Below are 19108 nucleotides of genomic sequence, written 5' to 3' on the forward strand. Positions count from 1 at the left end.
CGATCAGCCGATCAGCCGACGTTCCAGGTCAAGAAGCTGCTGTTTGACATCCAGGCCACCGGAGAAACCGGTGAGGGAACCGTCCTTGCCGATAACCCGGTGACAGGGGATAATGATCGGGATCGGGTTGCGGCTGTTGGCCATGCCCACCGCCCGACAGGCCTTGGGCTTGCCGATGCGCTCAGCAATTGCCCCGTAGCTTGTGGTTGAGCCGAAGGGGATACGGCGCAGTTCCTGCCATACCCGCTGTTGGAAGGGGGTCCCCTGCGGGGCAAGTTCTAAGGCAAAGTCCTGCCGTGTCCCGGCAAAATACTGTTTCAGCTGGAGAAGTGCCTGGCTGAGACTCCTTGGGTCTTCCTGCCATTCCTTAGGGATGGCAAAGGTCCTCATTTCGCCCGGCAGGTGCAGTTCCTGCAAAACCCCATCTTTGCTGCCGACCAGCAACATTGTGCCGATGGGGCTCTCGTAGTGACAGCAGATTCTCATTAAAGTTCTCCGTGAAGATGATTACCGGGTTTTGCCGCTTCGAGGCTAAACGCATTTGCCGTGCAGTGCGGTTTTGCCCCACACTGCACCTTTGGCCAAGGCCTAGATGCTATCGAGGGCGGCCTGGTAATTCGGCTCCTGGCCGATTTCCGGAACCTGCTCGGTGTACTTTACCTTGCCATCCGAGCCAATGACCACAACCGCCCTGGCGAGCAGCCCGGCCAGTACCCCGGTAGTGATGGTCTGCCCGTAGTTCTTGCCGAAATCGGCAGACCGGAATACCGACACGGGTACGACATTTTGTAATCCTTCGGTCTCGCAGAAGCGTTTATGGGCGAAGGGCAGATCGGCGGACACGCACAAAACCACGGTATTCTTCCGGTTCCCCGCCTCGCTGTTGAAACGGCGGGTAGAGGCGGCGCAAACTCCGGTATCTATGGAAGGAAAGATGTTCAAAATGATCGTCTTGCCTTGATACTCCTTGAGTGTGGCGGTTCCGAGATCGGTCTTTACCAGACTGAATTCGGGGGCCTGTGAACCGACCGGGGGAAGATTGCCGATAGTTGCTATTTCATTGCCCTTCAGGGTGATCTTTGCCATATCGTTCTCCTTTTACTGTGAAAAGTATCCTGCTGTTGCAAGTTTCCACCTTTGACAATTACTGGCCTTCAGGCGGTTGGTAATTACCTGATAACAGTTCCTACTCTTTGCTGATTTGTCAAGTTTGCCGCCGAAATAAGAGGCCGTCAAGAAATAACTCCTGCCATTTGCCGCCAGATCTTTTGGCCTAAATGCCTTGGTCTCCGGGGAAATTATTCGGCAAGGTATTGAAATCATGTACAGGGCATGGTTTAAAGGGAGGTGACCTGCCATCTTTATCGGGAAGCGGTCATGGAAAAGGAGGCATGGGCCGTCCGGTTCATGTTGACACGGGAATCCCTTGAACACAGTTCTTTACTTCTCATTGCCTTTGCAGGCTTATGGGAAGAATAGCACCTTGCAAGGGGCACGGGGGATCTCGTTTATCAGGGAGCAGGCAAAGAGAGCTACTATGTCGTTTATACCTGTTGTCGGCAAATCGATCAAAAAGCAACTGGAGGATCGGGAAGAGCAAATCCTGTCACCTTTTGCGGCACTGAATAAGAACTCCTCCGGCCGCCACCTTGAGGAAGAGGAGGTCATGTCCGATATCCGCCTGCCGTTTCAGCGGGATCGTGATCGCATTACCCACTCCAAAACCTTCCGCCGTCTTAAGCATAAAACCCAGGTCTTCCTTTCGCCGACCGGCGACCATTACCGTACCCGTTTAACCCATGTTCTTGAGGTCTCACAGATTGCCAGGACTATCGCCTCGGCCCTCTGTCTCAATGAACCACTGACCGAGGCCATCGCCCTGGGCCATGATCTCGGCCATACCCCCTTCGGTCATGCCGGAGAGGCGACCCTGAATGAGCTCCATCCCGGCGGTTTTCGCCATTATGTGCATAGCCTGCGGGTGGTCGATTTTCTCGAAAATGACGGCAAGGGCCTGAATCTGACCTTCGAGGTGCGCAACGGCATCGTTCGCCACTCCAAAGGGCGGGCGGATATCTTGCCAAACGACAAGTCGGAAATTGCCGTGACCCTGGAGGGCCAGGTTGTCAGGTTGGCGGATATCATCGCCTACGTCAATCATGACCTTGATGATGCATTGCGCGCCGGAATTTTGAAAGAGGCAGACCTGCCTGCAAAGATAAAAAAGGCGGTGGGCGAGCGTCATTCCCGGCGGATTGGCTCAATGGTGCGGGATTTGATTGTCGAGACTCTGGCCGCGGGAGACGGTAATCTGCATATCAGCCCGAAGATGCTTGAGGCGATCACCGAGCTTCGCGGCTTTTTGTACGACAACGTCTACACCTATTACAAGGTGCATAACGAATTCGTCAAAGCCCAGAGGATAATCTCCGATCTGTATACTTATTTTCTCGAAAAAGGCATTGTTCGCCTGAAAGGTGACCACTGGGAGGAATGTGTCGATAAGGAAAACTGGGCAGATGAAAAAGAGGCGCACCGCCGGGTGTGTGATTACATCGCCGGAATGACCGACCGGTATGCCTTATCCATTTACAAGCACATCTTTCTTCCTGAACCCTGGAGCGTGAAATGAGACGCTCCAGGGCAGGTTGTTGTTCACCGCCTTAGTTAGCAGCAGGAATGGTCAACTGACGACGCCTGCGGACAGCAAAAGCCGCCAGGGCAAGGCAGCCGACCGTGCCTAGAACGGCAATGGCAAGCTGCACCGGCGCAGACAATTTGACAAGAAGATAGGCGAGGGCAACCAGGGGATAGAGCAGCACCCTGGCGATGAGCCTTGCGGTATCGTGCTGACGGATGAAATCAGCGGCGGCCGGCGAGTAGTGGTAATAGGTCTTGACCAACCACCGGCCGGGCGCGTTGCTGAGTAAGCAGGCATTGCGAAATTCCCGCAGGATCATAACCTGTTTCTCAACCGGCGATCCAAAGGCGGCTGTTGCAATGAAGCATGAGCTGTCGTCACCCCCTCCGCCACCACCTTCATCAACGGCACCCGAAGAGGAAATCATTGAAGAAATCGTTGCAAACCAGGTGTTGGCAATAACCTGATAGCCGCTGTCGTTCGGGTGAATTCCATCGGCGTTAAGGCTGGCCCAATTAGCCGCTACCGCCGCGTAATTATCAGCCAATCTAATACCGTTGCTGCTTGCCAGGGCATTGATCATCGGATTCCAGGTCTGGGGAATGAGGGTCGCCGATCCGCCTCTGTCGCTTGGGGTCAAGTTCGATAGCACCGGGGTGGCACCCGCTGATTTCGCCTTATTGATCATGGTCTGCAGGTTGAATTTGGTGGTTTCCACCGAGATGCCGGACCGGACGTCGTTGGTGCCTTCCATGATCAGGATGAGATTGGCGGGAAAGGCTCTGAGCACTGAATCAATCCTGCCGACACCCTCCGAGGTTTTTTCGCCGGATCTACCATAGTTAACGACAATGGAGGGCTTGCTATTGCTGTTGAGCTGGCTGGACAGTTTTGGTGGATACCCTCCAGAACGGCTCGAATGTCCTGCGGTAATGCTATCACCGAAGGCGGTTATGTTGGCGGCGTGGGCAGCTGTGGTGAGGCAGAGGGCTGTGGTGCAGCAAATCAAAACAAGGGTGGTAAATCTTTGTGCCGGGGCGTTTATTCGGGTTGTCATGATCTTTCTCGTTATTGGTATTTGCAGGTATGGAACCGAAGCCAGTGGTTTAGTTGTTACTCGATGGGGGTGACACGGCGGATCGGCAGTGATTGAACCGCATAGCCCGGGACGTGTATTGATGCCGATTCCGGGGTAACGATAAACGAGGGAATCTCGATCTCCAGCTGGTCGTCGGTTTGGGCCTTCTTGCTGGCCGGTTGCTGGTTTTCTGCGGTTTCATCAGCGGTGGAGGAGGCCTCGGCAGCCACCAATACCGGTTCGCTCCAAGCCGAGCCGTTCCATGTCGATTCGAGGTCCACATAGCCGTTTGCCGAAAATTGCTGCCACTGTACCCAAGGGGTCCCGGTTGTACCGTCAATACCAAGGATGGGCTGGATGTCGGGAATATCATTGGCTGTCAGGGCCTGGGCAGTGGTAAAGGAGGTTTCATTCCATGTGGCAAAGTAGATCTCGTCGCTTACGCCATTAAACCCTGCCCACACCAGCCAGATCTTGCCAGTTCGGTCAACAGCGACGGAGGGGGCCATGTTCGAGGAAAGTCCGGTGTAGTATTCCTTTTCCTCGGACCACTGACCGTCCTGCTGATAGCGATACCGAAGTTGAGCCTGGCTGCCGGTAAAATTAGACCAGACAACGATGAGATCGTCGGCGGATGGATTGGTGACGGCCGGGACGATATTGACACCCTCGCCGGTGGATACCTTTTGTGGTTCTTCCCAGGCCGAGCCGACCTTGCGGCTGATAAAAATTGCATCCTCGCCACCCGATTGGCCGGCCCAGGCCCAAACCGCCTTGCCTTCAGCTCCAGTACCTTGGGCGGTAGGGGTTTGCTCTGCTGCAAGGCTTACGATGGGTAGAGATAAGAGAGCGACGAAGATGGGGAGAGATAGGAAGGTTCGGCAGTTTCTGGTCATGGGGTTTCTCACGGGAAGATATCCTCGGGTGGAGATTGTTTGGGGGATGCCATCTGCGAATGGGTAATACTTGGGTAACGTATTTCAGTTTTTGGGGTGTGAATATACCTTGTAGCAGGCAGGTATGCAAATATACCGAAACACTTCGCTTGCGAATTGTTGAAAAAGGTTAATACTGCAAGGACATAAATTTCGTTTGAACACATACATTGCTCAATGCGCCTTTATCCTATCTACCATTTTCCCTGGATTTTCCAGGCATTTTTAAAATGCAGCGTCGAAAACAGTTGAATTATGACAACGGCACAGTTACCTTCGAAAACTGTGCGTCCGCGGGATTCGCTGGTCTAGTCTTTTATTAATTTTTTCCAACCTATGAATATGAAAGAAGAAAAACTGTTGAGTAAGGGCTACGAGTTTGCTGAAGTTGAAGAAAAATGGCTTGATCGCTGGCGACAGTCCGGTTGTTTTACTGCCGGCATGGACTCTCAGAAGCCCTCGTTTTCAATAGTAATTCCACCGCCTAACGTTACCGGTGTCCTGCACGTCGGCCATGCCCTGAACAATACCCTACAGGATATTCTTACCCGCTATCACCGCATGGCCGGCTATAACACCCTGTGGGTGCCGGGGACGGACCATGCCGGGATTGCCACCCAAAACGTCGTTGAACGGCAGCTTGCCGCCGAAGGCAAGACCCGCGATGACCTCGGCCGAGACGCTTTTATCGACAGGGTTTGGGCCTGGCGCGGCGAAAAGGGTGGGACGATAATCAACCAACTGCAGAAACTGGGTGCCTCTTGTGACTGGCGGCGGGAACGTTTTACCATGGACGAGGGGCTGTCGAAGGCCGTTCGTGAGGTTTTTGTCAGGCTGTATAAGGAAGGTTTGATTTATAAGGGCGACTATATCGTCAATTGGTGCCCCCGTTGCCTCACCGCCCTGGCCGACGACGAGGTCGATCACGAAGATACCGATGGCAAACTGTATCATATACGCTATCCCTATGCCGATGGCTCCGGCCATGTCGTCGTCGCCACCACCAGGCCGGAGACGATGCTTGGTGATACCGGTGTGGCGGTGCATCCAGAAGATACGCGGTATACCCATCTGGCTGATATCGGTATCCGCTTGCCACTCACCGGCCGGATTATTCCGGTGGTGCTCGATGCCCATGTCGACCGGGAATTCGGCACCGGTGCTTTGAAGGTCACGCCGTCCCATGACCGCAACGACTATGAAATTGGCCTGCGCCATTCCCTGCCGCGCTTGAAGGTCATGGATGATAAGGGCGTGATGAATGCCGCCGCCGGGGAGTATGCCGGTCTTGATCGTTTCGCCTGCCGCAAAAAAATTGTCGAGGATCTAGAGAATCAGGGCTTTCTTGAGAAAATCGAAGAGTACAGCCACGCCGTCGGCCATTGCTACCGCTGTAAAACGGTCAGCGAGCCGACCACCTCGGTGCAGTGGTTCGTGGCGGTTCGGCCGCTTGCCGACAAGGCGGTGGCCGCGGTTCGCGACGGCCGCATCAATATCTATCCAAAGACCTGGTACAATACCTTCTATAGCTGGATGGATAACATCCGCGACTGGTGCATCTCCCGGCAGATCTGGTGGGGACATCGCATACCGGCCTGGACCTGCAGCGACTGCGGCGAATTGATTGTCGCCTCGGAAGATCCGGCCGCCTGCCCGAAATGCGGGTCGCTTGCCATCGTCCGGGAAACGGATGTCCTCGACACCTGGTTTTCCTCGGCGCTGTGGCCGTTCTCGACCATGGGCTGGCCCGATAAAACCAGGGAACTGGAATTGTTTTATCCCACCTCAGTACTCATTACCAGTTTTGACATCCTCTTCTTCTGGGTCGCCAGGATGATGATGATGGGGCTGCATTTCATGGATGAGGTGCCGTTTAAGGATGTCTATCTGCATGCCCTGGTGCGGGATAAACACGGCAAGAAGATGTCCAAGTCGACCGGCAATGTTATCGATCCTCTGGTGGTTATGAAGGAATACGGAACCGACGCCATGCGTTTCACCCTTACCGCCTTTGCCGCCCAGGGCAGGGAGATCAGGCTTGATGAAGAACGTATCGAAGGCTACCGGCATTTTATCAATAAGATTTGGAATGCCGCCCGCTTTGCCCTGATGCACGTGGCCGACTGCCCGGCATCGGTAAAAGAAGTGGCCGAAGCCCCGCAGGAGTTGCCTTTGGTCCATCAGTGGATTCTCAGCCGTACCGCGGCGGTGATCGATGAAGTCAGGCAGGGGCTCGATGAGTACCGCTTTAATGATGTTGCCTCGGCAATATACCAGTTTATCTGGCGGGAATTCTGCGACTGGTACCTGGAATGGATCAAAGCCGATCTGTTTAGCGACGATATCCGCGCCAAAGGCCAGGCGCATGGGGTTTTGCTCGTTGTCCTCGAAACCATTCTCAAGCTGATCCATCCCCTTACCCCCTTTGTGTCGGAGGAAATCTGGTCTGTTCTCCCTGGCGACCGGCCTTTGCTGGCGACATCCGACTTCCCGAAAAAACGTGACGACTGGAAAAATCCGGAAGCGGTCGAGAAGATGGAACTGCTGATGGCGGTCATTACCGGTATCAGGAATATCCGTTCCGAGGCAGAGGTTCATCCGTCAGCAAAGATCGAGGCGTATGTCGTCTGTAGCGACGTGAAGAAGGCGGCATTTCTTACCGCCTCCACCGCAGCTATACGTGATATGACCAGGTTGAGTGCCTTTACGGTAGGTGCGAAGATCGACAAACCTGACGACGCTGCAACCTATATCTGTAATGATCTTGAGATATTCGTACCGCTGAAGGGACTGGTTGATGTCGCCGGAGAACTGGCCAAATTAAAGCGGGAGCGAGAAAAAGTCGAGGTGAAACTGGCCCAGGTCAACGGCAAGCTGACCAACGAGAAATTTCTCGCCAATGCCAAGGCTGAGGTGGTCGCCAAAGAACAGGAAAAGAAGGCTCAGCTGGATGCGACGATCGCCAAAATGGTCGAAGCGGAAGAGCGTCTGCGAAAATTGGCATAGGCAGGACTGACTATGGATAAAAATCTCCTGCATGACATGATTGCTGCTTTTCTCCGTGAGGATGTCGGGCGCGGTGATCTCACCAGCGAGTCCATTTTTCCGGGCAATCAGACCGGCAGCGCCTGTCTGGTCGCCCGGGAGAAATTTGTTGTCTGTGGCGCCGAGCAGGTAGCGGCGGAGGTGTTCAAGGTCCAGAATCCGGCGATTACTACCATCGCGCCTCTGGCCGACGGCACTCGGACCGACCGGAATATGGTGCTGTTGACGGTGAGCGGTCCGGTGGTTGATCTGCTCAAAGCCGAGCGGGTGGCGCTCAATCTTCTGCAGCGTCTTTCCGGGATCGCCACCCTCACCGCTTCTTTTGTCGCCAAGGTTAAAGACTACCCGGTACGGATAACCGATACTCGAAAGACTACACCAGGCCTCCGTGTTCTGGAAAAATATGCAGTTCGCGTCGGCGGAGGCGCCAATCACCGTTTCAATCTGGCCGACGGCGTACTGATCAAGGACAATCATATTGCCGCCTGTGGATCGATCAAGGATGCGGTATCCAGGGTGCGAGTGCAGATCCCGCATACCATCCGAATCGAGGTGGAAACCGATACCTTGCAGCAGGTGGAAGAGTGCCTGGAATGCGGTGTGGATATCATTATGCTTGACAATATGAGCCCGGAAACGATGGCACAGGCTGTTCGGACCATAGGTGGCCGCGCCCTGGTGGAGGCTTCCGGGGGAGTGAGTCTTGAGACCGTTGAGGCGATTGCCGGGAGCGGTGTGGATATCATTTCGATTGGTGCCTTAACCCACTCGGCACCATCCTGTGACATAGGGATGGATTGGTCTTTTTAGTGACTTGCAAAGACGTTTCGTAAATAAAAACAAGAACAATACTCTGCGAAAGGCACTTGGGCCACTTCGTTAGGCGGCAGAACCCATGAAATTCATTGTCCGTGTTCAATGAGATTTTTCCAAGGCACTCATGTTGTTTCTTTGGTGGCTGGAAACTTGATGTTGATACACGGAGTTAAGTCTAGATTTTAGCGAATATTCCTTGATTTGTTAGATTGAAATATGCGATACTCGTGGTGTATTGGAATATCTTTGGCAAATCCTAACAAGTAGTTCTTATAAAGAGGTACCAGCCCATGCGTTGCCCAAAATGCGGATACATATCCTTTGATCACATGGAAATATGCCTGAAATGCAAGAAAGATATCAAGGCGGTATCGGATAACCTGCATGGCACCGTTTTTAATGTTGCAGCCCCTTCCTTCCTGCAAATAAATAAGCGAGAAGCTGAGCCGGAGGTTAATGATGCATTTTCCGGCAGGACAACTGAAGATGATGATTTTGTCGATGAGGATCTCGAGGTTTTAGTTGAAGATGAGGTGATGATTGACGATCAAGGCAATGAGGAGATCGGGACTGGGGATAGCGATTTTTCTGAAAGCGATGACTTGGAGAACCGGGAGATTGAGATGGATCTCAGCCAGTTCGAGGATGCCGAGGAACCTGAAATGCCGGCTGCTGCCGCTGTAAAGTCTGGAGATAAACCAGAGGAGCAGACCTTTTCACTGGAGTTACCAGCTGAACTTGCCGATATTTCTGATCTGGCTCCTCCGGCCCGGGAGACGGGGGGCGACAAGAAGGCGGAGGTGAAGACACCGGCGAAGAAAGAGGCGGTGAGTTCTGGGGCTAACGATTTGGATTTTGATCTGGGACTAGGAGATCTTGGGATTGAACCTGCTGCCATGGAGACCGAAGAAGAAATGGTCCTGTCTCTTGATGATATCGATTTTTCCGAGACACCAGCGCCGAAGAAAAGTAGTGCTAAGCCAACCGCCAAACAAGGTGGAACGGATATGGATGAGGATTTGAATTTCGATCTTGATCTTGGCGGCTTGTCGATTCACAAAGACGGTTAACTGCATTGATGAAAAGGCCTTTTCATTGCGAAGTTATTGATAAAGATGTCATAGCTGCCATTATCAAAATGGGTATTGAGAAATGCCTGGAGGAGGGAGAAAAGGTGTTGACACCAAAATCGAAGTCGGGTAAATATGCCTCTCCAAAACAAATGCCGGGATAGCTCAGTCGGTAGAGCAACGGACTGAAAATCCGTGTGTCCCTGGTTCAATTCCTGGTCCCGGCACCAGTACATTCAAGGGGTTGTGGTCTTCATTAAGACTGCAACCCCTTTTTGTTTTTGATTACAAAGGAACAAGGGTTGAACAACGGCTCCTGCTTTGGTACTACCATAGATTTTATTGATAAAGACCGACAAAGAACGTTTTTGCTGACTGTAGTGAAGGGAGAAGAAGAAATGCAGTTTGGAGGTAACATTCTGGTGAAGATATTGCGCGAAAGGCCCTTGTATTTCTTGGATCGTCAGAGCTTTTTAAGGGAAAATAGAGGAGTGCTGTTGTTGGCGTTGGCTAGCCTCATTGTTGTTTTGCTCATCCGTTCCTGGGAAAATTTTTCCCATCCGGGCTTCTATGCCGAAGATGCAACATACTATTTTAAGCTTAATTATAACGCCGATTTTCTGTGGGAGAATATTTTTCGGAACCCCAACGGCTATTACAATATATTAAATAATTTTGTTGCGCAATTACTGGGGGATATCGACATTCGTTGGCAAGCGGCGGCATACCAGTCAGTCGCCTTTATGACAACGGTGCTTACCACCTTAATGTTTGCCCGCAGTGGGTTGATTAAGAATAAGATCTTGATATTTTTGACACCTTTTATCCTGGGTCTTTCCGGGTTCAATCATATTGTCTATTACCTGACAATTACCTTTCAGATGTATGTGCTGGTTCTGACTCTTTTCGCAGTCCTGCTGTTGGATGAGACAGACTCTCCCATAAAAAATTTAATGCTGTTCCTCATCATCCCTTTGCTCGTATGGTCCGGCCCTTATTCTGTCCTTGCCGTTCCCTTTGCGATAACGTTTATCGTGTTATTCCGCGGGAAAACATGGATTATGCTTTGGACACTTGTTGTGACGATAGCGTATGCCCTATCCACCACAGGATCAACAATTATGCTCGGAAATATTTTCGAAAAACAAATTCAAGTGCTTTGGGGTGAGGCCGTAATACGCGATATATTTCTGCTGGGTTTGCGGGAGCATGTGAATATCGAAAAGGTGATACTCCTCCTTGCCATTCTTGTCCCAGCAATATATGCCATCCGTCGTGAGACCTTCCATTTGCGAATATTGGCACTGTTTATGGTGGTTATAATCAGTTCCATGGCACCAGTGCTGCTTAGCAAAAAGATTATTATGTACGGTTCAATATACCCTTGTCACCTTTTGCTGGGGAAATTTTTCTGGATTTTATCGGTGCTTATAATCGTTGACAGATTGGTTAAGGTCATTCCTGAAAAATTCACTCAGATTTCGGTTTCAGCAGCAGCGTGTTGCATTGTGCTCTTTATCGTTGTTGATAATCTCAAACATGAATCGATGCGGAAAATTGATGTTCTTTATAATATACCGGAGTTTTTACAGACCATCCATGAAACCGAGAAGCTGAAGCTTGAAGAAAAAGGAGAAATTGTTCGGATTATTGCTGATGGTGTTGGGATATTTGATCCAATCGTGCGTGTAGGCAGTCGTAATCCCGAAGCTAGATTGGTGAAAACGATATTCATTGAGCGAAAAACCAACCGGTAGGCGTTTTTGCCGTGGGGCGCGCGGTGATTTACAACTTCAAACAAGCTGTTCAACAAAGCTCTAATTGTTGCTGTCCAGCACCTTCCTGGCAAGCTGGGCAATGCTCTTTTTGGTGAGTGGTTTCATGGCAAAACCCTTTATTCCAAATGAATATGTTTGCTCTTCGGTAACAATATTGCTGTAGCCGGTGCAGAGAATAATTGGCAAATTAGGGCGGATCTGTAACATGCGCCGAGAGAGATCAGTACCGGTCATGCCAGGCATGGTCTGGTCGGTGATTATGAGATCGAATGTGTCCGGCTGATTCTGAAAGGTGGTCAGGGCTTCAATACTGTTGGTTTTGGTAGTGACCCTATACCCAAGGCGCTCAAGCATCGCCTTACCCATCTCGACGAGTATAATTTCGTCGTCGATGAGAAGAATGTGCTCCCTGCCACCAACTGCGATTAACTCAGCAGATTCATTTTCCTGTTGGCTCGAAGTATCTACGGTGGGCAAGGTAACCCGGAAAACAGAGCCCCTTCCTGGCTGGCTTTCATAGCTGATCGATCCACCGTAGCTTTGTACTATGCCATGAACCGTGGCAAGTCCCATTCCGGTCCCTTTCCCGACTTCCTTGGTAGTGAAATACGGATCGAATATCTTGTCTTGAACCTCTGGTGCAATTCCCATTCCGGTATCTTCTATGGACAACTCGAGGTAACTCCCTGGCCTCAGTTGAGATATGCTCGCGTTGCCGTGAGAAATTTCCTTCCTCTGCAGGGAGATGGTCAGCGTACCACCATCAATTTCCATGGCGTGGAATGCATTGGTGCAGAGGTTCATGACGATTCGATGGATCTGCGTCGGATCTGCCAGAATAACCCCGGCATCCGGGCAAATATCTTTTTTAATTTCGATGGTTGTGGGCAGTGAGGCACGCAGGAGCTTGATCGCTTCATTAATGATGACAGCTGGTTGCAAGGGGACTCTTTCGGTTTCTGCCTGCCGGCTGAAGGCAAGAATTTGCTTCACCAGTTCTTTCGCTCTGGTTCCGGCCTTGAGAATTTGCTCAATATCCTTGGCAAGCTGAGATCCGGGCGGGCAATCATCTGCTGCCATTTCTGCATATCCCAGAATTGCTCCGAGGATATTGTTGAAATCATGAGCAATACCACCGGCAAGTGTGCCGATGGCCTCCATCTTTTGCGCTTGCTGCAGTTGGGCGGATAGTCGTTTCTTTTCCAGTTCGGCAAGATTTCGTTCTGTGATGTCGGTGCCTTGGGCGATTATCGCAATGGGGGCTTCGTTGTCTGACCCGAGAATAGTCGCGGAGTTCCACAGAACAGTTCGAACCGATCCGTCTATCTTCTGTATAGCTATTTCAATGTCCTTCCAGCGTTCACCCGCCAGTGTTTCCTCGATGAGGGCCATAGATTTGACGACTTGCGCGCGGGGAAAGAGGATTTCAAGTGATTTCCCTAATACATCTGAGGCTGATCTTCCGGTTAGCTTCTCAAAGGCGTGGTTGAACCGTGTGATTCTGAAGTGCATGTCCCAGACGATGATAGGTACATTGGCATAATTGATCAGATTTTCCAGGTATTCATTGGATTCCCGAAGTTTTTCTTCGGCTCGTTTGCGGTCGGTGATGTCTGAAATGATGCCATGCCAGAGGGTTCCACCATCTTCCATTGGTTGCGGTTGGGCCTGAGACCAGCGCCAGCGCAAACCTTGGCGTGGCAGAAGGACCCTGAATTCGCAAAAGAAGGTCTCGAGTGTTCGTGCTGATTGGAAAATGGCTTCAGAAACACGCGCCCTGTCTTCTGGATGTAACCTTGAAAAAACAGGGCTTGCGTCTTCTCGAACCTCTTCCGGCTGCATTTCGTAGATATCATTGATTCCTGGGCTGGCGTAGGGAAAAGCGGAGCGTCCATCAGGGAATAAGCGGTATTGGTAGATAACGCCGGGAACCAGCCGGGCCAAATTGTTGAGAAGGTCGTGGCTTTCTGTTAGTTGTCTTTCAGCATGTTTCCGGGAGCTTATGTCGCTGATGGTCCCGACCATGCGTAGCGGTTTGCGTTTGATGTCCGATTCAACGGTCTTCCCCCGCAATGAAATCCATTTCCATTCACCGGATTTCATCCTCATTCTCAGATCGACGGAGAAACCTTGTCCTGATTCTCTGTTGGTTTGCAGTTCTTCTTCACACCTTTTTATATCGTCAAGATGGACAAGCTCCCGCCAGGATGAGTATGTGGCGGGGAATTCGTTAACCTCGTATCCGAGCATCTTATAATAAACGTCACTGAAGACCGCCTCCCCGCTCGGGACGTGCCACTCCCACAATCCATCGTTTAACGCGGAAAAGGTCGTGGCATAATGGGCCTCGATTCGCCGTTTAGCCGCTTGCTCTCGTTTGCTGGCTTCGATTTCCCGCAGCGCTTCTTCGGCTTTTTTCCGATCGGTGATATCGTGTATTATTGAATAGATCAGGTCCTTTTCCACAGATTGAATCGTATTAACAAATACTTCTACATCCCGAGTTGAACCATCGGCTCGGCCATGCTGGAATTCGTATCTGCCTCTTCCGGTTGAGAGGATATTTTCAGAAAAGTCTTGCAGTTTGTAATCCGGTAGGCGGTTAATGTCTTGAATATGCATCTGTTTAAGCTGTTCTTTTGACCAACCATAAAAATCGATGGCGGCGTTGTTAGCATCAAGGATATCTCCGTTAATCGGATCTATGAGGAGTTTTACTGCAGAGCTGAGCTCAAACAGGTTGCGGAATTTTTCCTCACTCCTTGCGAGTGCCTGGTCACTGAGTTTGTGTTGCTCAGCGACCCAAAGGAGTTGGGAGTTTTTCTCCAGCAACTCTCGGGCCTGTGTTTCTAATTGCGATCGCAAAAAGAACATTTCTATATGAGTCTTAACCCTTGCCAGCACCTCTTCTGGGATGAAAGGTTTGGTGACGTAATCGACACCACCTGAGGAAAATGCATGGAGTTTTTCTGACGTTTCGTTTAGAGCGCTGAGGAAAATTACCGGAACATTTTTTGAAAACACTTGCGATTTAAGGGTTTCGCAAACTGTATATCCGCTAATATCAGGTAGTTTGATGTCTAACAAGATCAGATCGGGTAGCTCAATCTGAATTGAGGTGAGGGCTTCTTTTCCTGTTTTTACGGCGCGAACTTTATACCCTCCTGCCGAAAGTATCTGTGACAAAAGCTGTAAACCGGCTATTTCATCGTCTACAATTAAGATCGTGCCAGCTGTTTTCTCTGCCATCGTCGTCATGCTTGTCCTGTCATGTTGGTGCTGAGGGCCGAGAGTATGGTGTCATAATCAAAGTTGTCAGCACAAATTCGCAGTTCTTTTGCTAAAATAGGGTTGTCGTTTGTAATGTTTTCTGCAATCTCCCTTAGTTGAATAGCGTCGGTAGTGGTTGCGGCCTTACTCAGGTGTTCTCGTAACTCGTCGGATAGATGGGATAAATCGAGGACAAGTGGCAAGCGAGCATGGCCTTGCTTGTTGTCGGCGAGGTCTTCGTCGAACCTGTATCGCAGATGAAGATGCCTCGCCATTATTTCGAACAAGTCATCTTCTCGAAATGGTTTACCGAGAAAATCATCGCATCCCGCTGCAAAGATGGCTTGCCGCTCTTCCGAAAGAACATGAGCGGAGAGGCCAATAATTACAGTTCTCTTGCCTTCTTTGGTGTCTTTGATTCGTCGTGTTGCTTCAAGGCCGTCCATCACCGGCATACGGATATCCATCCAGACGAGGTGTGGTTTCCAGCTTTCAAATAATGCAACCGCTTCGGCTCCATTGACTGCCTCGCGGACATCAAAGCCAACACTTTTTAAAAGGGTCGTAAGGAGCAGCCGGTTGGCAGTGGTATCCTCCGCTACGAGAATACGGGGGATCTGCCCTGGTTGTAAACCAATGACCCGTTGTCGTTGATTGCACGACTCAACCTGTAGATCATCGCTGCACTTATCGATCTTTATGGTAACCCGGAATGTGCTCCCTTCGCCAAGGGTGCTTTTCGCGGTAATCTCTCCACCGAGCATTTTCGCATAGTCCTGACTTATTGCAAGCCCTAGTCCCGTTCCGGTTTTTTCCTTTTTGCCGCTTTCAGTCTGAACAAAATATTTAAATAAATTGTTTTTTTCTTGTTCGGCAATGCCAGGCCCGGTGTCTTGGATCGACACCTGTAATTGCTGATTATCTAAAGAATCGCCGAGAAGTGAAAAGTCTGCAAGGACGCCTCCCTTTTTAGTAAATTTTATGGCATTACCGATTAAATTAATCAGAATAACACGCAGTTTTGTTTCGTCTGTGACGATGAACTGTGGCAAGTCGGCCATGCCTCGTAACTCAAAGAATATACCCTTGGTCTTTGTCTTTAGTTCAAACATCTTTGTAAGGTCTGAAATGAGACCACGAACACTTACCTTGCTGAGCTCTATAGAGGTTCTTTTTGCCTCAATTTTTGATATTTCCAAGATTTCATTGATTAAAGTGAGAAGATGTTCGCCACTTTGATTTATCGTATTCAGATATTCGAGATGTTCGAATGACAAACGCTTATCTCTTTGCAGTAATTGTGAGAAACCAAGAATTGCATTGAGGGGCGTGCGGAGTTCGTGACTCATATTTGCCAGAAAGACACTTTTTGCCTCATTTGCCTTTTGCGCCTGTAATTGTGCCTGATGCGCTTTTCGATTCGCCATGAGCATTGCTTCAGATACACAGGATATCATCGTCCCGGTAAAGACGAAGACCACCAGTCCTAGCCAGTCGGCGGAGGTTTCGATAAATGGCGTGGCAACAAGCAAATACCAGAATTTTGTGACTGTAAGGCAGGCCAAAAGAGTGGCGAGAAGGCCGGTCCAGAAACCTCCATATATGGAAGCTATCATCACTGCTGGATAAAAGGTGAGCCATGCCAAATTTGATTGGAGGGATTGGAGCGGCCATATTCGAACCAGAACAGCGACTGCGATCAGCATAAAGGTGATCAGCATGCTTCTCCAGGAAAGACGGGTTATTTTCCAGTTTTTCATAAGGAAAATTGGGGCATTACATTGTGGTTATTATCGGCCTTGGTATATCGGGCCGTTAGCGGGACTTTGGCGAGCTTGGTGTCCCTGTTTCAATGTAATATTTCCGCAGAATCAATGGAAAAAGTCAAGGCTATTCCCTTTGCAGAGCGTATGAAATGGGGTTGGGGGGTAACATCGTATGCCAGGCTGTCAATTGTGCTAGGCATACCTTGAATGGCTGAATATCAACCGGTAAGAGGAAAAACCTCATGGATTAATATTCTCGCTTTGTATACGCGAAAATAATCGATAACCAACCGGCTGCAATTTCTCTTGACGACTAGCTGATCGTTCCTACCATTAAGGCAATAGATGAGAATTTTTCTCATGTTTTGATCGTCGAAAGCGTTCCTGTAAAAAAGCAGGAGCACGGTGTGGTTGACCAATAGATTGAAAAGAGGTTACCGCTATGAATAGACGAAGATATCCACGTATTGCACTGACTGGTATGGTGGCTGACATTTCTGACGGGCGAGGTTTTTTTACCGGTACCGTTCACGACATTTCAAGATTTGGTCTCTCACTTGACGATATCCCAGCAAAAATGAGTTCGCATGTAGAGGCGTTGACTGTCATTGTGAATGGTCATGGTGGCCATTTTAAATTGAAGGTGCAACCGAAATGGGAAAATGTTGCCGGTCGTCAGAAGCTTGTCGGTGGGCGAATCGAGCAATGTCCTATTGCTTGGACGGATTTTGTAATGAATTTTGAGCCGGAGCCTGATGACGTTTGGGGTAATTCGTGAGTGGAGTGTGTATTCTGTTAGAAAATTTTACCTTGCTAGAGGTTGAGAAGGCAGGATTTTGCAGAGGCTTTAAAAGGTCTTCCCTGCGGTGATTTTTGTTTGTGTTTGGTCTCCCAATTCAACAGTACATATTTTGAATGCCATCTGTATTGCTCTGCTCCCTGCTGTTCCACATCAAAATAGGTCGTTTCTCCACAAGCTTTCCTCCATTTCCAACTTTTGATTGAAATGGCAGCAAGAAAGTTGTCCTTCAATTCAAAGAAAAATATCTCTACGGTCATCAAGCTTTTTCCTTGCTGGATGAGGTTGTTTTGGATATGTCACGGAACGCCCTCCCCGGAATCCTGAGACAAATATGTGGCACAAATGTGACATGGTTGGGTGAAGATATACTCTTTTCCTAGCTTCAAAAGGCTGTAAAATCACATATGTTACAGGACAATCACCTGATTATTTTATAATTAGGGAGTTGGCTTAGTATTTGCTCCCTCTAGAGAAATGGGACGGTCTGAACGTTAGAAATTACCAATAATACAAGATGATAGATAGGATATGCCGCCTGCGTGCCTGATCTGTTGTTTGGGTTAGCACATTCATGGACGTCACAATTGTGGCAAAATTGAGTGAATTTTCTCTCGGCTCGTAGTGTTTTGGCGATTCATTCGTCGGGTTGGGATAGCTTGCAAAAAATATGGTTTGGCAATACCATTCAAATGCTTTGGAAAGTACCTTCTTATTCAAAAAACGAGGTTTAAAGTTGAGTTGAGTGGCTTGTCTGCTCATGCGAAACTTATGCCCTTGCGGTGTAAGAATGAGGCTTGTGAAGATGCCTGCTTTATGGCAAGGCTTGCAAAGTATGTGTGTCTCCACAAAAAAGATTGATATGAAAAGTCAATATGGGTTCACCTGTGTTGCTGTTCTCGTATTGCTCCTGGTTTTAGGCGAGCAGGGCAGGTGTGATGCGCTTCTGGAAAACCCGCAGAAATGGAATGTCTCTCAAGGAGATGATTTTCCCCTCCTGGATAATCAACAGGAGGAAGCAATCGATGCAGCACAGATCGAGGCGTCGGCCATGCTTGCCGCGACAGCACTTTGGATTGACTCGTTTTTCGATGACAGGAGGTTTGCCACCGAGGAAAACCAGAGTCGGGCAACTCTTAAATTTTCGATTGGGCACAGTAAAAATGACAGTTTTGATGTCAAGCCACGTGTCGATCTGCGTCTCAAGCTGCCTGGGCTTTCCAGTCGGGTAAATTTGCTGGTCGGAGAGAGTGAAGATGAAGAGTTTTTCTCGGACAGTGAACCCATTCCCGGGAAAAACGTTCAATATGAATCTGGTAAGCACAAAGTTGCCGCTGGTCTCCAATATTATTTGAAGGAAGATGAGGAACATCATCTCTCAATCGATTCTGGAGTTTCCTCGCAGTATCTCTTCACCGGAATCCGCTACCGGGTTAGCCGGGGAATAGGAGATTGGTGGAGCAGCTTTACTAATCGCTTGCGTTATTATACCGATGATGGCTTGGAAAACAGGGCATCCTACGACTTGGATAAGCAGTCGAGCAGTAATTGGCTGTTTCGTGCTACAACCAGTGCCAATCTGTTGGAAGGGGTGCGGGGGGTTTCTCATGCTCAGCAGTTCAAGCTGTATAATGTTTTAAGTGCCATTCAAGCAGTGTCCTACGATTTCGGAGTGTATTTTGAAACCGAACCCCTGTACCAACTGGTTGACACACAGTTTGTTGTAAGGTATCGACAACGATTTTTTCGCGATTGGTTGGTTTTGGAAGTATCGCCCCGTTTATCTTTTCCCGAGGATCACGATAGGGATGCGAATCCTGGCATTGTCATAACTCTCCAGGCGGCTCTTGGTTTTCAGGCAGCGGAAGAGGGGTATAGGAAAATATTCCACTGAACTGTTACCGAAAAAA

The 19108-nt window shown here is 49.6% G+C and carries 13 protein-coding genes, 1 tRNA gene and 1 pseudogene; 8 read left to right on the forward strand and 7 right to left on the reverse strand.

Annotation, left to right across the window (positions count from 1 at the left end; all coding sequences use genetic code 11):
* Positions 1-3: 3 nt before the first annotated feature.
* Together OEL83_05630 and tpx are read right to left on the reverse strand one after the other, a co-directional pair.
* A pseudogene (locus OEL83_05630) lies at positions 4-264 on the reverse strand (methylated-DNA--[protein]-cysteine S-methyltransferase).
* A 324-nt stretch (positions 265-588) separates the two neighbouring features.
* A complete protein-coding gene (gene tpx / locus OEL83_05635) occupies positions 589-1086 on the reverse strand; it encodes a thiol peroxidase (protein MDK9706513.1) in 498 nt (165 codons plus the stop codon).
* 451 nt (positions 1087-1537) lie between these two features.
* Between tpx and OEL83_05640 the strand changes: the two genes are divergently transcribed.
* Positions 1538-2632: a deoxyguanosinetriphosphate triphosphohydrolase gene (locus OEL83_05640; protein MDK9706514.1), complete on the forward strand. Its 1095-nt coding sequence runs from the start codon at positions 1538-1540 to the stop codon at positions 2630-2632.
* 31 nt (positions 2633-2663) lie between these two features.
* On the opposite strand, the gene OEL83_05645 is transcribed toward OEL83_05640, so the two are convergent.
* Positions 2664-3698: a GDSL-type esterase/lipase family protein gene (locus OEL83_05645; GenBank protein MDK9706515.1), complete on the reverse strand. Its 1035-nt coding sequence runs from the start codon at positions 3696-3698 to the stop codon at positions 2664-2666.
* A gap of 56 nt (positions 3699-3754) precedes the next feature.
* Complete coding sequence (locus OEL83_05650; GenBank protein MDK9706516.1) at positions 3755-4615, reverse strand: hypothetical protein; 861 nt, start codon at positions 4613-4615, stop codon at positions 3755-3757.
* Between the two features lie 381 nt (positions 4616-4996).
* Between OEL83_05650 and OEL83_05655 the strand changes: the two genes are divergently transcribed.
* From OEL83_05655 to OEL83_05675, 5 genes are all read left to right on the forward strand, one after another.
* On the forward strand, positions 4997-7660 hold the full coding sequence (locus tag OEL83_05655) for a valine--tRNA ligase (GenBank protein MDK9706517.1): 2664 nt from the start codon (positions 4997-4999) through the stop codon (positions 7658-7660).
* A gap of 12 nt (positions 7661-7672) precedes the next feature.
* Complete coding sequence (nadC, locus tag OEL83_05660; protein MDK9706518.1) at positions 7673-8509, forward strand: carboxylating nicotinate-nucleotide diphosphorylase; 837 nt, start codon at positions 7673-7675, stop codon at positions 8507-8509.
* 296 nt (positions 8510-8805) lie between these two features.
* Positions 8806-9585, forward strand: coding sequence for a hypothetical protein (locus OEL83_05665; GenBank protein ID MDK9706519.1), 780 nt, complete (start codon positions 8806-8808; stop codon positions 9583-9585).
* A gap of 154 nt (positions 9586-9739) precedes the next feature.
* Positions 9740-9815: transfer RNA gene (locus OEL83_05670), tRNA-Phe, on the forward strand.
* Between the two features lie 72 nt (positions 9816-9887).
* On the forward strand, positions 9888-11342 hold the full coding sequence (locus tag OEL83_05675; GenBank protein ID MDK9706520.1) for a hypothetical protein: 1455 nt from the start codon (positions 9888-9890) through the stop codon (positions 11340-11342).
* 60 nt (positions 11343-11402) lie between these two features.
* Here the strand turns inward: OEL83_05675 and OEL83_05680 are convergent, their stop codons facing one another.
* Together OEL83_05680 and OEL83_05685 are read right to left on the reverse strand one after the other, a co-directional pair.
* Positions 11403-14621 carry a PAS domain S-box protein gene (locus OEL83_05680; protein MDK9706521.1) on the reverse strand — a complete coding sequence of 1073 codons (3219 nt, stop codon included), beginning with the start codon at positions 14619-14621 and terminating at the stop codon, positions 11403-11405.
* Positions 14618-16354 carry a response regulator gene (locus OEL83_05685; protein ID MDK9706522.1) on the reverse strand — a complete coding sequence of 579 codons (1737 nt, stop codon included), beginning with the start codon at positions 16352-16354 and terminating at the stop codon, positions 14618-14620. Before OEL83_05685 ends, OEL83_05680 begins: the two co-directional genes overlap by 4 nt.
* A gap of 487 nt (positions 16355-16841) precedes the next feature.
* On the opposite strand from OEL83_05685, the gene OEL83_05690 reads away from it, so the two are divergent.
* A complete protein-coding gene (locus tag OEL83_05690) occupies positions 16842-17177 on the forward strand; it encodes a hypothetical protein (GenBank protein ID MDK9706523.1) in 336 nt (111 codons plus the stop codon).
* A gap of 35 nt (positions 17178-17212) precedes the next feature.
* Here OEL83_05690 and OEL83_05695 read toward each other — a convergent pair whose 3' ends face one another.
* A complete protein-coding gene (locus OEL83_05695; GenBank protein MDK9706524.1) occupies positions 17213-17458 on the reverse strand; it encodes a hypothetical protein in 246 nt (81 codons plus the stop codon).
* Positions 17459-17988: 530 nt separating this feature from the next.
* On the opposite strand from OEL83_05695, the gene OEL83_05700 reads away from it, so the two are divergent.
* Positions 17989-19092, forward strand: a complete 1104-nt coding sequence (locus OEL83_05700) for a hypothetical protein (protein MDK9706525.1) — start codon at positions 17989-17991, stop codon at positions 19090-19092.
* The last annotated feature ends 16 nt before the right edge of the window (positions 19093-19108 follow it).

The organism is Desulforhopalus sp. (genome assembly GCA_030247675.1).
GTDB lineage: Bacteria > Desulfobacterota > Desulfobulbia > Desulfobulbales > Desulfocapsaceae > Desulforhopalus_A.